Origin of the sequence: Pseudomonas alvandae (assembly GCF_019141525.1) — a bacterium.
Lineage (GTDB): Bacteria > Pseudomonadota > Gammaproteobacteria > Pseudomonadales > Pseudomonadaceae > Aquipseudomonas > Aquipseudomonas alvandae.
Map to the genome: position 1 here is coordinate 5,026,340 of NZ_CP077080.1, position 14,012 is coordinate 5,040,351.

General features: G+C 61.0%; 12 protein-coding genes. 5 read left to right on the forward strand and 7 right to left on the reverse strand.

What is annotated here, in order from left to right; all coding sequences use genetic code 11:
• Positions 1-89: 89 nt before the first annotated feature.
• The 3 genes from ccoM to KSS97_RS22240 form a co-directional block, all read right to left on the reverse strand.
• Positions 90-206, reverse strand: coding sequence for a cytochrome c oxidase subunit CcoM (ccoM, locus tag KSS97_RS28585; RefSeq protein ID WP_030139315.1), 117 nt, complete (start codon positions 204-206; stop codon positions 90-92).
• A 145-nt stretch (positions 207-351) separates the two neighbouring features.
• Complete coding sequence (locus tag KSS97_RS22235; RefSeq protein ID WP_033864460.1) at positions 352-570, reverse strand: hypothetical protein; 219 nt, start codon at positions 568-570, stop codon at positions 352-354.
• A 16-nt stretch (positions 571-586) separates the two neighbouring features.
• Positions 587-928, reverse strand: a complete 342-nt coding sequence (locus KSS97_RS22240) for a hypothetical protein (protein WP_030139316.1) — start codon at positions 926-928, stop codon at positions 587-589.
• 247 nt (positions 929-1,175) lie between these two features.
• Between KSS97_RS22240 and rapA the strand changes: the two genes are divergently transcribed.
• Positions 1,176-4,022 (forward strand): RNA polymerase-associated protein RapA, encoded by a 2,847-nt coding sequence (gene rapA, locus KSS97_RS22245; protein ID WP_198798224.1) that lies wholly within the window; start codon positions 1,176-1,178, stop codon positions 4,020-4,022.
• Positions 4,023-4,351: 329 nt separating this feature from the next.
• On the opposite strand, the gene KSS97_RS22250 is transcribed toward rapA, so the two are convergent.
• From KSS97_RS22250 to KSS97_RS22265, 4 genes are all read right to left on the reverse strand, one after another.
• Positions 4,352-5,188 (reverse strand): cache domain-containing protein, encoded by an 837-nt coding sequence (locus KSS97_RS22250; protein ID WP_217860177.1) that lies wholly within the window; start codon positions 5,186-5,188, stop codon positions 4,352-4,354.
• Positions 5,189-5,376: 188 nt separating this feature from the next.
• Positions 5,377-6,255: a hypothetical protein gene (locus KSS97_RS22255; RefSeq protein WP_030139319.1), complete on the reverse strand. Its 879-nt coding sequence runs from the start codon at positions 6,253-6,255 to the stop codon at positions 5,377-5,379.
• A gap of 107 nt (positions 6,256-6,362) precedes the next feature.
• Entirely contained in the window at positions 6,363-7,355 is a 993-nt protein-coding gene (locus tag KSS97_RS22260) for an NAD-dependent epimerase/dehydratase family protein (RefSeq protein WP_217860178.1), read from the reverse strand.
• 55 nt (positions 7,356-7,410) lie between these two features.
• Entirely contained in the window at positions 7,411-8,304 is an 894-nt protein-coding gene (locus KSS97_RS22265) for a LysR family transcriptional regulator ArgP (RefSeq protein ID WP_030139321.1), read from the reverse strand.
• A gap of 96 nt (positions 8,305-8,400) precedes the next feature.
• Here KSS97_RS22265 and KSS97_RS22270 point away from each other — a divergent pair, with 96 nt between their 5' ends.
• The 4 genes from KSS97_RS22270 (at position 8,401) to KSS97_RS22285 (ending at position 13,861) form a co-directional block, all read left to right on the forward strand.
• On the forward strand, positions 8,401-9,003 hold the full coding sequence (locus KSS97_RS22270) for a LysE/ArgO family amino acid transporter (protein WP_217860179.1): 603 nt from the start codon (positions 8,401-8,403) through the stop codon (positions 9,001-9,003).
• A 173-nt stretch (positions 9,004-9,176) separates the two neighbouring features.
• On the forward strand, positions 9,177-9,773 hold the full coding sequence (locus KSS97_RS22275; protein ID WP_030139323.1) for a superoxide dismutase: 597 nt from the start codon (positions 9,177-9,179) through the stop codon (positions 9,771-9,773).
• Between the two features lie 428 nt (positions 9,774-10,201).
• On the forward strand, positions 10,202-12,253 hold the full coding sequence (locus KSS97_RS22280; RefSeq protein WP_217860180.1) for a putative bifunctional diguanylate cyclase/phosphodiesterase: 2,052 nt from the start codon (positions 10,202-10,204) through the stop codon (positions 12,251-12,253).
• Positions 12,254-12,517: 264 nt separating this feature from the next.
• Entirely contained in the window at positions 12,518-13,861 is a 1,344-nt protein-coding gene (locus KSS97_RS22285; protein WP_030139325.1) for an imelysin family protein, read from the forward strand.
• Positions 13,862-14,012: the final 151 nt, after the last annotated feature.

Consider the following 14,012-nt stretch of genomic DNA (forward strand, 5'->3'; position numbering starts at 1 on the left):
ATGGGTATCGGGCCGGGAAATCACGCACAAAAAAAAGGGCGACCGAAGTCGCCCAAAATGCCTTGCGTGCTCGTTGTCGCTGGAAAGACCTACGGCTTTTTGCGCTTGTGAGCGTCTTTCCAGATGAATAATCCGAAACCTGCGAAAAACACGAACATGAGGCCAACCGTCAATACACCGGCAAACACCACATTATCGATAAACATGACTGGCCTCCTGGTCTTGTCCCTGTTGCGATGGGTTCAAGTTAACCAATCAGGCCTGGATGAAAATTGACCGGCGTCAATAACGCCCGCAACGGGGCGCGAAGAGGGGGAAATAACTGATCTGCATCAATGGATCGAGGGGATTTCAGCGCTTTTTCGGTTTGTTTTTCGGCTTCTTCTTCGCCTTGCCCAAAGGCATCGCCTGTTCGAATGCCTGGCGAACTTCATTGAGGCGCTTTTCGTTGAGGTCATGGACGCGCTTGGCGCGTTCAGCACTGAAGTCGATCAGTTTGTCGTCTTGGCTCATGGCGTACGGCATCGTGCAGTGAATGGCGATGCGCCCATGATGCGGGCTGTCGGCCATATTGGCAAAGCCCGCATCAGATCTGGATATCGACCCACAGGCCCTGGCGCGATTCCCCCTCCACCAGCGGGACAACCGGAACGGTGTTATCGGCGTTCAGTTCCGTGCCGGGGACCGCCAGGTGCTCCTCGGGATCCTCATCCGCTTCACGGCGGCGCCGGTTGCGCTCCTGCTGGCGCTGCTGTTCCTCGCGCAATAGCAGCGCAGCCTCTTCCGGATCGCGGTTCTGCAGGTCGATGGTGCTTTCGTTGGAGCTCTGTTGCACCGGGACCACGGGCGGTATGTCCGGTCGCTGGCGAACCGGATCCTGTTGAGCGGTGATGGGTACGGCGCTCAAAGGGAGCATGGGTGGCAACATAAAGGTCTCCTGTCTTCAGGTTGTCGGCCAAGGGAGGTGCGGCTTGAACCGCTGGTCCGAAACTTGTGACCTGGTTGGCATTACGCCCCGGCAGGACACAAGCTTGTTTGATCACCGAGCCCGCTTAAGTTCCCTTGGATCACTGGATGACAAGTCGCCGCGAAGGCTGCATGCGTGCGTAAATCCTTTGGTCTGACGGAGCATTCCGTTAAGATAGCCGGCTTTTTCAAGGCGGGAGTCAGGCAGCATGGCGCAGCAGTATCAACCGGGGCAACGCTGGATCAGTGACAGCGAAGCCGAGCTGGGTTTAGGCACCGTTCTGGCACAGGACGGCCGCTTGTTGACCGTGCTCTATCCGGCCACTGGCGACACTCGCCAGTACGCGCTACGGAATGCGCCCCTCACTCGCGTGCGGTTTTCGCCGGGTGACGTGATCACTCACTTCGAAGGCTGGAAAATGACCGTGCGCGAAGTCGATGACGTCGACGGGCTGCTGGTCTATCACGGCCTCAACGCACAGAACGAAGTCGTCACGCTGCCGGAAACCCAACTGTCGAACTTCATCCAGTTCCGCCTGGCCAGCGACCGCCTGTTCGCCGGCCAGATCGATCCCCTGGCGTGGTTCTCCCTGCGCTACCACACGCTGGAACACACCAGCCGCCAATTGCAGTCCCCGCTATGGGGCCTGGGTGGCGTACGTGCCCAGCCGATTGCCCATCAACTGCACATCGCCCGCGAAGTGGCCGACCGCATCGCGCCGCGCGTGTTGCTGGCGGACGAAGTGGGCCTGGGCAAGACCATCGAAGCCGGACTGATCATTCATCGGCAACTGCTCTCCGGCCGTGCCAACCGCATCCTGATCCTGGTGCCGGAAAACCTCCAGCACCAATGGCTGGTTGAAATGCGTCGGCGCTTCAATCTGCAGGTGGCGCTGTTCGACGAAGAGCGTTTCATCGAAAGTGATGCCAGCAACCCGTTCGAAGACACCCAACTGGCGTTGGTGGCACTGGAATGGCTGGTGGAAGACGAGAAAGCCCAGGACGCGCTGTTTGCCGCGGGTTGGGATCTGATGGTCGTCGACGAAGCCCACCACCTGGTGTGGCATGAAGATCACGTCAGCCCGCAATATGCGCTGGTGGAGCAGCTGGCCGAAACCATCCCCGGCGTGTTGCTGCTCACCGCGACCCCGGAGCAACTCGGCCAGGACAGTCACTTCGCCCGCCTGCGCCTGCTTGACCCGAATCGTTTCCATGACCTGCAGGCCTTCCGCGCCGAAAGCGAAAACTATCGCCCGGTGGCCGAGGCCGTCCAGGAGCTGCTGGACAAAGGTCGACTCTCGCCCCAAGCCCACAAGACCATCCAGGGTTTCCTGGGTAACGAAGGCGAAGCACTGCTGACCGCCGTCAACGATGGCGACATCGAAGCCAGCGCCCGCCTGGTTCGCGAGCTGCTGGACCGCCACGGCACCGGCCGCGTGCTGTTCCGCAATACCCGCGCCGCCGTACAAGGCTTCCCCGAGCGCAAGCTGCACGCCTATCCACTGCCGTGCCCGGACGAATACCTCGAACTGCCATTGGGCGATCACGCCGAGCTGTACCCGGAAGTCAGCTTCCAGGCCCAGCCGGACGCCAGCGAAGAAGAGCGCTGGTGGAAGTTCGACCCGCGCGTCGAGTGGCTGATCGACCAACTGAAAATGCTCAAGCGCACCAAGGTCCTGGTGATCTGCGCCCACGCGGAAACCGCCATGGACCTGGAGGACGCCCTGCGCGTGCGCTCCGGCATTCCGGCCACGGTTTTCCACGAAGGCATGAATATCCTCGAGCGTGACCGTGCCGCCGCCTACTTCGCCGATGAAGAGTTCGGCGCGCAAGTGCTGATCTGTTCGGAAATCGGCAGCGAAGGCCGCAACTTCCAATTCGCTCACCACTTGGTCCTGTTCGACCTGCCGTCGCACCCGGACCTGTTGGAGCAGCGGATCGGCCGCCTGGATCGGATCGGCCAGAAACACACCATCGAGCTGCACGTGCCCTACCTGGAAACCAGCCCGCAAGCGCGGCTGTTCCAGTGGTATCACGAAGCACTGAATGCCTTCCTCAACACCTGCCCGACCGGCAACGCCTTGCAGCATCAGTTCGGTCCGCGCCTGTTGCCGTTGCTGGAAGAAGCCGACGATGGCGACTGGCAAGCGCTGATCGATGAGGCCCGCGCCGAGCGCGAGCGCCTGGAAGCCGAGCTGCACACCGGTCGCGACCGCCTGCTGGAGCTCAACTCCGGCGGCGCAGGCGAAGGTGACGCGCTGGTCGAAGCGATTCTCGAACAGGACGACCAGTTCGCCCTGCCGATCTACATGGAGACCCTGTTCGACGCCTTCGGCATCGACAGCGAGGACCACTCCGACAACGCGCTGATCCTCAAGCCGAGCGAAAAAATGCTCGACGCCAGTTTCCCGCTGGGCGACGACGAAGGCGTGACCATCACCTATGACCGCAACCAGGCGCTGTCTCGCGAAGACATGCAGTTCATCACCTGGGAGCATCCGATGGTGCAAGGCGGCATGGACCTGGTGCTGTCCGGCTCCATGGGCAACACCGCCGTGGCGCTGATCAAGAACAAGGCGCTCAAGCCCGGCACCGTGCTGCTGGAACTGCTGTACGTCAGCGAAGTGGTTGCCCCGCGCTCGCTGCAACTGGGCCGCTACCTGCCACCGGCCGCCTTGCGCTGCCTGTTGGACGCGAACGGCAACGACCTGGCGGCCCGGGTCTCGTTCGAGACCTTGAACGACCAGCTCGAAAGCGTGCCTCGCGCCAGCGCCAACAAGTTCATCCAGGCCCAGCGTGACCAGCTCGCGCCGCGGATCAATGCCGGCGAAGAGAAGATCACCCCGCGTCACGCCGAACGCGTGGCCGAGGCTCAACGTCGCCTGGCGGCTGATACCGAGGAAGAACTGGCCCGCTTGACCGCGCTGCAAGCGGTTAACCCTACTGTTCGGGACAGTGAGCTGGAGGCACTGCGCCGGCAACGTGAGCAGGGGTTGGCGATGCTGGAGAAGGCGGCGTTGCGGTTGGAGGCGATTCGGGTGTTGGTGGCCGGGTGATTTTCGGCTGGGTTATGGGTGTATATCCGTATCTTCGGCCTTAAAGCTGACCTGGTTCTGTTTTCACCTGTGGGAGCGGGCTTGCCCGCGAAGAGGCCGGCAGGTTCGATATCTTCATCGACTGTGCCGCCGCCTTCGCGAGCAAGCCCGCTCCCACACTGGCTTATCAACAGCCACTGGTCTTGCGTACGCCGCAGCCCCCTGTGGGAGCGGGCTTGCTCGCGAAGAGGCCGGCACATCCAGTATCTTCATCGACTGTGGCATCGTCTTCGCGAGCAAGCTCGCTCCCACAGGGGTTCTCCAACAGTCACGAGTCTCATGTTAGAAACTCAAGGACTGTAATACCCCACCGCCACCAGGAAATGTCCCGCCTTCTTCAAATACGCATGCTTGTTCTCAACCCTCCCCGTCACCGGATTCTTCCAGCGATACTCATATTCCCCAGCGTCCTGCTTGCCGATCATGGCCAGGATCGGCTCGCCCACAGGCTTGCCGTCCGGATCCTTGATCTTGGCGAAATCGGTATTGATCAGCCGCAGGTTGGTGCCGTGCCCAACATAGCGACGGGTATCGAGGTCAACGACAAATACATACAAGTCGTCCTGAAGGTAGCCGCCCTTGAGCGAGTTGATCGCCGTCAGCGTGCCTTTCTCGTTCTTCAGCAAATCACCCGCCGCCTTGTCCAACAGCGCCCTCGCCTGTTCGGCGGAGGCCCTTGGCAGGTAGTAGCCAACCGCGAGGATTCGCTCGCCGACCCGCTGGAAATACACATGCTTGCGCTCGACCTTGCCGTCTGCCCAGTTCTGCCAACGATAGTCAGCCTGCTGGATACCGCTGGCCTCGGGGGTTTTCAGCGCCTCTTTGAAAGCCTTGCGCAAGTCAGGTCCCAGCACCTCGGAAACGTCACGCCCGATCAACGCTGATGAAGGACCGCCGCTGGCAAGCATTACGCCTTGGGTATCGACCACGAACACGTAGCGGTCCTTGTCGACGAATTCGCCCTGGCGGCTGAACGCGGCGAACGCTTTGTCGCCGTTGTCGTGGTAGTAGGCCAGGGCCTTTTCCAGCAATGCCCGGGCGGCCTGGCCGTCGTCCGGCGCGGCGGCCTGGGCCTGGACCAATATCAGCAGTGCGGCCAGCCCGGCCAGCCTTCGAATAAACCCCATGCGCGCGCCCTCGTTCTTGTTGGTGTTTCAAGAGCGTAGACGGCGTGGGATAAGTAGGAGCTGCCGAGTGCAACGAGGCTGCGATCTTTTCCCTGACAATTGAGTTTTGAGCGAAAGACCTGAAGATCAAAAGATCGCAGCCTTCGCCAGCGCCTACGGGGTAGGCGCTGGCCAAGAGCTACCCAGGCTTATTGGGACCGAGCGCTCAGTTGCTGCTGCAGGTACTGAATCTGCGATTGCAGCGTGTTGATGTTGCGGGTGACCTGGCCACGGAACGCATCGAATTCGGCGGTGTTGCCCGAACGGTTGTCCTGCTGGCTCTTGAGCACGACCATGTCCTGCTCCAGGCGCTCGATGGCCGAGTTGGAAGTGGCTCGCTTCAGGGCCGTGATGTCGGCACCGATGCTCTTGAGCTGGGCATCCAGGGCACCGCCCTCGCCTTGGTTCTTCAGGGCAGTCACTTCAGCCGTCAGCGTCTTGAGCTGGGCTTGGAGTTCTTTGTTGGCCGCCTGCAACTGGGCGGTGGCGTTTTCCTGTGCGCTGGCCTGGGTAATGATCTGGGCCAGTTCCTTGCCCAGGTCATCGGACGGACCGAACGCGCCTTGCTGCGGCTTGTTCACCTCCTGCAACCGGCTTTCGAATTGCCGGCCCTGCTCCTGCAGCTTGTTGTCCAACTGCTTGATCTGCAGTTTCAAGGCTTCACTGTCGCTCATGACATTTGACTGGCCGGCGACGACCTTGCCGGAAATGTCCTGCAAGCGCCCCGCCGCATCCTCGCTGATCCGGGCGAAGCTTTCCTGGGTGGCCACCAGTTGCTGTTCCATCAGGGAAATCTGCTGGAAGCTCCACCACGCCAGGAAAGCGAAAGCACACAGCAGCGCGCCGATCAGTGCCCACAACGGCCCTGTGCTCGGCCCCTTGACTTTGGCCGCCGCAACGGGCGCCGGACGTGCTTGCACGTGGGGCTGGCGGTTGGGCATGAAGTCATCGTCATCGGGAATGTCGGCCCGCATCCGCAGGCTCGGTACATCATCGAAGTCGTCGTTGGCATCGTTACGCATGGGCATGGGTCTAACCTTTGGGAAACCGGGGATGGCTTGATGTGGCGAGTATAACCCCCTCGCCCGCCGCACCCATTGACCCCGAACCGGGCACTCGGTTCACGACGGGGCGATCAGCGGGCGTCCTGGACACGCCACCAGGCGCAAAATTCATCGAGGGCGGTCCACAAACCGACCTGTGGATCGTAATCGAGATAATGCCTGGCCCGACTGATGTCCAGGGTGAAATTTCTGTTCATGACCTGCATGCCCAGGCGCGACAGCGTCGGTTCAGGGCGACCGGGCCAAAGCGCGCACAAACCTTCGTTCACGGCTCCGAGGCTGTAGGCCAGCCCGTAGGGCCGATAACGCCTGACCTGCGGGACTTCCATTTTTCGCATGACGTAGTTGACCACGTCCCACAGCGGCACCGGCGTCCCATTACTGATGTTGTAGGCCTTGCCCAACGCCGAATCCGTGGCCAGCAGGCTGCTGAGCAGCGCTTCATTGAGGTTCTGGACGCTGGTGAAATCCACTTTGTTCAGTCCGTTGCCGACAATCGCCAGCCGACCCTTGCGCTGCATTTTCAACAGGCGCGGGAAAATGCTCATGTCTCCGGCCCCGGTGACGAAGCGCGGCCGCAGCGCCAACACTTCCAGGCCGAACTCCTGGGCGCCGAAGACTTTCTGTTCCGCCAGGTATTTGGTGGCGGCGTAGGGATGCTTGAAGCGCTTGGGCACTTGTTCTTCCGTCAGTCCCACGTGGTCACGGCCATCGAAATAAATGGACGGGGACGACAGGTGCACCATCCGCCGAACCTTCTGCTTGAGGCAAGCCTCGACAACGTTTTCGGTGAGCTGGACATTACCCAGGTGAAAATCCTGATAGCGGCCCCACAGCCCCACTGAGCCGGCGCAATGCACCACCGCATCAACGTCCCGACACAGTTCACGGGCCAGTTCCGGGTCGCTCAGGTCGCCTGGGATGAATTCGGCGCCGCGCCTCACCAGGTGCTCGACGCTTTCGGCCCGGCGGCCGTTGACCCGAACATCCAGGCCTTGCTCCAGGGCGAAACGCGCAAAGCGTCCGCCGATGAAGCCGCTCGCGCCGGTGACGAGAATTTTCATGTAGTGCTCCGATGAAGAAGGTTTTGCGTATTGCGTGCAATCCTGACGCTGCGAATCAGCCCAACGGCACCAGCCACTGCCCAGACGCGCGAACCAGTTGTTCGGTCAACAAGCCGAGCAACTGCCCGCCATTGCGCCAATGATGCCAGTACAGCGGCACATCGATCGGTTTATCTGCCACCAGCTCCACCAGTTCGCCCCGCTCCAGTTGCTCACGGACCTGTAATTCAGGCACCAGCCCCCAGCCAAGCCCCGCCTCGGCAAGGCGAATGAAACCTTCGGATGACGGGCACAGGTGATGCTCGAAACCGCCTTCGACGCCGAGGGACGCAAGGTATCGGTGCTGCAGGAAATCATCCGGGCCGAACACCAGGGCCGGCGCGCGAGCCAGTTGATCGGCGCGCACTCCATCGGGGAAATGCCGGGCGATGAAGGCCGGATTGGCAAGGGCACGGTAACGCATGGCCCCCAGCAATACGCTGCGGGCACCCGCCACGGGACGCTCGCTGGCACAAACACAAGCCGCCACTTCGCCAGCACGCATGCGCTTGAGGCCAACGGTCTGGTCCTCTACCACCAAGTCCAGCAACAGATGCTGTTCGGCGCAGAATGTCCCCACGGCGCCGGCCCACCACGTCGCCAGACTGTCGGCATTCAAGGCAATCCGCAGGCGCTCGGGGAGTCCCTCCTCGTCCAACGCTGGTACCAGGCTTTGCAGATCACGCTCCAGCAACCTGACCTGCTGGACATGGTTGAGCAGGCGACGGCCGATCTCGGTCGGTGCCGGCGGCGTGGCGCGCACCAGTACGGGCTGGCCAACGCGCGCCTCGAGCAATTTGATCCGCTGGGAAATGGCCGATTGCGACAACCCCAGGACCTGCGCAGCACGTTCGAAACCGGCCTGCTCGACCACGGCCGCCAGGGCGGAAAGCAATTTGTAGTCGAACATCAGTTTTCCTAATGAGCAATCAGCAAGATTGGTTTTTCTTATAACTCGACGAACCGGAGAATGGCCAGCATTGCGAACTCGGATGGAGAAATACTTATGTGGCAAAGCTATGTGAACGGCCTGCTGGTGGCCCTCGGGTTGATCATGGCGATTGGCGCCCAGAATGCCTTCGTCCTCGCCCAGAGCTTGCGCCGCGAGCACCACTTGCCCGTGGCGGCGCTCTGCGTGACCTGCGATGCGCTGTTGGTGGCTGCCGGGGTATTCGGGCTGGCAACCCTGCTGGCCCAAAGTCCGCTGCTGCTGTCGATCGCCCGCTGGGGGGGCGCCGTATTCTTGCTCTGGTACGGCAGCCAGGCATTGCGCCGGGCCTTTTCGAAACAAAGCCTGCAACGGGACGAGAAACAGGCGGCGCGCTCATTGCGCACGGTGCTGCTCAGTGCACTGGCGGTCACGTTGCTCAACCCTCACGTCTACCTCGACACCGTGCTGCTGATCGGTTCCCTCGGCGCCCAGCAAAGCGTGCCCGGTGCGTATGTCATGGGGGCAGCCAGCGCCTCGCTGCTGTGGTTTTCCGTTCTCGCCATTGGTGCCGCGTGGTTGGCGCCCTGGTTGGCCCGGCCCGCTACCTGGCGCGTCCTGGACCTGCTGGTGGCGGTGATGATGTTCACCGTGGCGATGCAATTAATCGTCTCGGGCTGATATTCCAAACCGCTCTGGAACCTCTATCCCACACAGTTGTTGCGTGGTTATGCCGCCCCCCCGGTGCTATGATCCGACTCCTGCGCCCAAAGAGTACAAACTCGCTGGCGCTAGTCTGGCCGCCCGTGATCGGCCTTGCGCTCACCGCAACTGACCTGATTAGGAGAATCACCATGGCTTTCGAATTGCCGCCGCTGCCGTACCCACACGACGCACTGGCGCCACACATCTCCAAAGAAACGCTGGAATACCACCACGACAAGCACCACAACACCTATGTCGTGAACCTGAACAACCTGGTGCCTGGCACCGAGTTCGAAGGCAAGACCCTGGAAGAAATCGTCAAGACTTCCTCGGGCGGTATCTTCAACAACGCCGCTCAGGTCTGGAACCACACCTTCTACTGGAACTGCCTGGCGCCAAACGCCGGCGGTCAACCAACCGGCGCCCTGGCTGAAGCCATCAACGCCGCCTTCGGTTCGTTTGACAAGTTCAAGGAAGAATTCAGCAAGACGTCCATCGGCACCTTCGGTTCCGGCTGGGGCTGGCTGGTGAAGAAAGCTGACGGCTCCCTGGCCCTGGCCAGCACCATCGGCGCCGGCAACCCGCTGACCAGCGGCGACACCCCGCTGCTGACCTGCGACGTCTGGGAACACGCTTACTACATCGACTACCGCAACCTTCGTCCAAAGTACGTCGAAGCGTTCTGGAACCTGGTCAACTGGAAGTTCGTGGCTGAGCAGTTCGAAGGCAAGGCCTTTACTGCGTAAGTTGTGATGCCAATAAAAACGGCACTTTCCCGACGGGAAGGTGCCGTTTTTTTTTGGGGAGTCGCTTGGATTATTGTGTCGGAGCGGGCTTGCTCGCGAAGGCAGCGCGGCAGGCAACCTATCCGTCGGCTGACACGCCGCTTTCGCGAGCAAGCCCGCTCCCACAACAAGCTTCGCGGTGAACGAGCAACAATCGCCCAGGGCAGATGACCTCGCGTCTGAAATCCAAGAAAAAATCCCGCCAGGCCTCAAGTTGCAGGCCCTTCCAACCGAAACAATGGTCGTAGAGTAATCACTCTGTAAACACCGTATAACGGCCAGGTTTCAGGCGAAAACCCTTGTGTTTGATTGTCCCTTTGACTGACATCACAGGATTGCCAATACTCATGGCAACTTGACGCTACCCGCACGGAACAAGGAATCTCTCTTTGAAGCTGGAACTCAAGAACAGCTTGTCTGTGAAGTTGCTCCGGGTCGTGCTCCTCTCGGCATTGATCGTTGGCATGATCTTGAGCTGTGCCCAGATCGTGTTCGATGCCTACAAAACCAACCGGGCCGTTACTGACGACGCCCAGCGCATCCTCGATATGTTCCGCGATCCTTCTACCCAGGCGGTCTACAGCCTGGACCGGGAAATGGGCATGCAGGTGATCGAAGGGCTGTTCCGGGACGAAGCCGTGCGCATGGCGTCCATCGGCCACCCCGGTGAAACCATGCTCGCGGAAAAGACCCGGCCTTTGCAGCATTCCAAGAGCCGTTGGCTGACAGACCTGATTCTCGGCCAGGAACGAACCTTCACCACGCAGTTGGTGGGTCGTGGCCCCTACAGCGAATATTACGGCGACCTCAGCATTACCCTGGACACCGCCACCTATGGCCAGGGTTTCATCATCAGTTCAGTGATCATCTTTACTTCCGGAATGCTGCGCGCCTTGGCGATGGGCCTGGTGCTGTACCTGGTTTATCACTGGCTGTTGACCAAACCCCTGTCGCGGATTATCCAGCACCTGACCGAAATCAATCCCGACCGCCCCAGCGCGCACAAGATCCCGCAATTGCCGGGGCACGAGCACAATGAGCTGGGCCTGTGGATCAATACCGCCAACCAGTTACTCGCCTCCATCGAGCGCAACACGCACCTGCGCCATGAAGCAGAAAACAGCCTGCTGCGCATGGCCCAGTACGACTTCCTGACCGGTCTGCCCAATCGCCAGCAACTCCAGCAGCAATTGGACAAGATCCTGGTGGACGCCGGGCGCCTGCAACGTCGCGTAGCGGTGTTGTGCGTAGGGCTGGATGATTTCAAGAGCATCAATGAACAATTCACCTATCAGACTGGCGACCAGTTGCTCTTGGCCCTGGCCGATCGACTGCGCGCCCACAGCGGGCGTCTCGGCGCGCTGGCGCGATTGGGCGGTGACCAGTTTGCCCTGGTCCAGGCCGATATCGAGCAACCCTACGAAGCCGCCGAACTGGCCCAGAGTATCCTCGACGACCTGGAAGCGCCGTTCGCGATCGATGATCACGAGATCCGCCTGCGCGCCACGATTGGTATCACCTTGTTTCCCGAAGACGGTGACAGCACGGAGAAACTGCTGCAGAAAGCCGAGCAGACCATGACCCTGGCCAAGACCCGCTCGCGCAATCGCTACCAGTTCTACATCGCCAGCGTCGACAGCGAGATGCGGCGGCGCCGCGAATTGGAAAAAGACCTGCGCGAAGCCCTGGCCCGTGGACAGTTCACGCTGGTGTACCAGCCGCAGATCAGTTACCGCGACTTGCGCGTGGTGGGCACCGAAGCCTTGATTCGCTGGCATCATCCCGAACACGGCCTGGTGCCGCCGGACCTGTTCATTCCCCTGGCCGAGCAGAACGGCACCATCATCGCCATCGGCGAATGGGTGCTGGACCAGGCTTGCAAGCAATTGCGCGAGTGGCACGACCAGGGCTTTGTCGACATGCGCATGGCGGTGAACCTGTCCACTGTGCAGTTGCACCACGCCGAGCTGCCACGGGTGGTGAACAACTTCCTGCAGATGTACCGCTTGCCGCCACGGAGCCTGGAACTGGAAGTCACCGAGACCGGCCTGATGGAAGACATCACCACGGCTGCCCAGCATCTGCTGAGCCTGCGTCGCTCCGGAGCGCTGATCGCCATTGATGACTTCGGTACCGGTTATTCGTCGCTGAGTTACCTCAAGAGCCTGCCGCTGGACAAGATCAAGATCGACAAGAGTTTCGTCCAGGACCTGCTCGATGACGAAGACGACGCGACCATCGTCCGCGCCATTATCCAGTTGGGCAAAAGCCTGGGGATGCAGGTCATTGCCGAAGGCGTCGAAACGATCGAGCAAGAGGCCTACATCATTTCCGAGGGCTGCCACGAAGGCCAGGGCTACTACTACAGCAAACCCCTGCCGGCCCGGGAGCTGGGCCTCTATCTGAAGCAGGCGGAGCGCATCAAGGCCTCCATCGTCTGATCCCTGCTGCCATGCACCTGTAGGCGCTGGCGAAGCCTGCGATCCCTTGATGTTCGCTTGGGATTCAAGGGTCAATCAAAGGATCGCAGCCTCGCTTCGCGAGGCAGCGCCTACAGACGCCGCCGAAAGGCGGCGATCTGCATTATCAAACAAGAAATATTTACAGCCGCACCCTTTACACATAATGCAAATCTTTCGCATTATGTCGCAGTTTTTGCGCACCCTCGCGCCAGCCCCACTCATCATCGAAGCAGGATCTACGCCATGATTCGTATGCCTCTGGCTACCGCCAGTCTGTTGGCCATCGCCATTTCCCTCGCCGGTTGCGGCGAAGGCAAAGACAAGGCCGCCGCGCCGCAAGCGCCAACACCGGCCGCCAGCGCCGCTGCACCGGCGGCCCCCGCTGCCGCTGGCAAGATCGACGAAACCGCAGCCAAGGCTGTTGTCGCGCACTACGCCGACATCGTCTATGCCGTCTACAGCGATGCCGAATCCACCGCCAAGACCCTGCAAACCGCCGTCGACGCCTTCCTCGCCAAGCCGAATGCCGACACCCTGAAAGCCGCCAAGGCTGCCTGGGTTGCCGCGCGCGTGCCTTACCTGCAGAGCGAAGTGTTCCGCTTCGGCAACACCATCATCGATGACTGGGAAGGCCAAGTGAACGCATGGCCCCTGGACGAAGGCCTGATCGACTACGTCGACAAATCCTACGAACACGCCTTGGGCAACCCGGGCGCCACCGCCAACATCATCGCCAACACCGAAGTCCAGGTTGGCGAAGACAAGGTCGACGTCAAGGACATCACCCCGGAAAAACTCGCCAGCCTGAACGAGCTGGGTGGTTCCGAGGCCAACGTTGCCACCGGTTACCACGCCATCGAATTCCTGCTGTGGGGCCAAGACCTCAACGGTACCGGCCCTGGCGCCGGCAATCGCCCGGCCTCGGATTACCTGGAAGGCGCCGGCGCCACTGGCGGCCACAACGACCGTCGTCGTGCCTACCTGAAGTCCGTGACCCAATTGCTGGTCAACGACCTGCAGGAAATGGTCGGCAACTGGAAGCCGAACGTGGCCGACAACTACCGCGCCACCCTGGAAGCCGAACCTGCCGAAACCGGCCTGCGCAAGATGTTGTTCGGCATGGGCAGCCTGTCCTTGGGCGAACTGGCGGGCGAGCGCATGAAAGTCTCCCTGGAAGCCAACTCCCCGGAAGACGAACAGGACTGCTTCAGCGACAACACCCACAACTCGCACTTCTACGATGCCAAGGGCGTGCGTAACGTCTACCTGGGCGAATACACCCGCGTCGACGGCACCAAGATGACTGGCGCCAGCCTGTCGTCCCTCGTGGCCAAGGCCGACCCGGCCGCCGACACCGCGCTCAAGACCGACCTGGCCGACACCGAAGCCAAGATCCAGGTCATGGTCGATCACGCCAACAAGGGTGAGCACTACGACCAACTGATCGCTGCTGGCAACACCGCGGGCAACCAGATCGTACGCGACGCCATCGCCGCCCTGGTCAAGCAGACCGGTTCGATCGAACAGGCCGCGGGCAAGCTGGGCATCAGCGACCTGAACCCGGACAATGCTGATCACGAGTTCTGATCAACGTTGGACGATTGAAAAAGGCGACCTTCGGGTCGCCTTTTTTGTTTGTGTGCCCTTCTGCGCACGGACATAAGCAAAAACCCGTGGCGAGGGAGCTTGCTCCCGCTGAGTTGCGCAGCAGCTCCTTTCATTTAACTGGCACACCGCG

Bases quoted from the DNA above. Each gene is read 5' to 3' on its own strand.
- ccoM (WP_030139315.1), bottom strand. From the start codon at position 206: ATGTTTATCGATAATGTGGTGTTTGCCGGTGTATTGACGGTTGGCCTC.
- KSS97_RS22235 (WP_033864460.1), bottom strand. From the start codon at position 570: ATGGCCGACAGCCCGCATCATGGGCGCATCGCCATTCACTGCACGATG.
- KSS97_RS22240 (WP_030139316.1), bottom strand. From the start codon at position 928: ATGTTGCCACCCATGCTCCCTTTGAGCGCCGTACCCATCACCGCTCAA.
- rapA (WP_198798224.1), top strand. From the start codon at position 1,176: ATGGCGCAGCAGTATCAACCGGGGCAACGCTGGATCAGTGACAGCGAA.
- KSS97_RS22250 (WP_217860177.1), bottom strand. From the start codon at position 5,188: ATGGGGTTTATTCGAAGGCTGGCCGGGCTGGCCGCACTGCTGATATTG.
- KSS97_RS22255 (WP_030139319.1), bottom strand. From the start codon at position 6,255: ATGCCCATGCGTAACGATGCCAACGACGACTTCGATGATGTACCGAGC.
- KSS97_RS22260 (WP_217860178.1), bottom strand. From the start codon at position 7,355: ATGAAAATTCTCGTCACCGGCGCGAGCGGCTTCATCGGCGGACGCTTT.
- KSS97_RS22265 (WP_030139321.1), bottom strand. From the start codon at position 8,304: ATGTTCGACTACAAATTGCTTTCCGCCCTGGCGGCCGTGGTCGAGCAG.
- KSS97_RS22270 (WP_217860179.1), top strand. From the start codon at position 8,401: ATGTGGCAAAGCTATGTGAACGGCCTGCTGGTGGCCCTCGGGTTGATC.
- KSS97_RS22275 (WP_030139323.1), top strand. From the start codon at position 9,177: ATGGCTTTCGAATTGCCGCCGCTGCCGTACCCACACGACGCACTGGCG.
- KSS97_RS22285 (WP_030139325.1), top strand. From the start codon at position 12,518: ATGATTCGTATGCCTCTGGCTACCGCCAGTCTGTTGGCCATCGCCATT.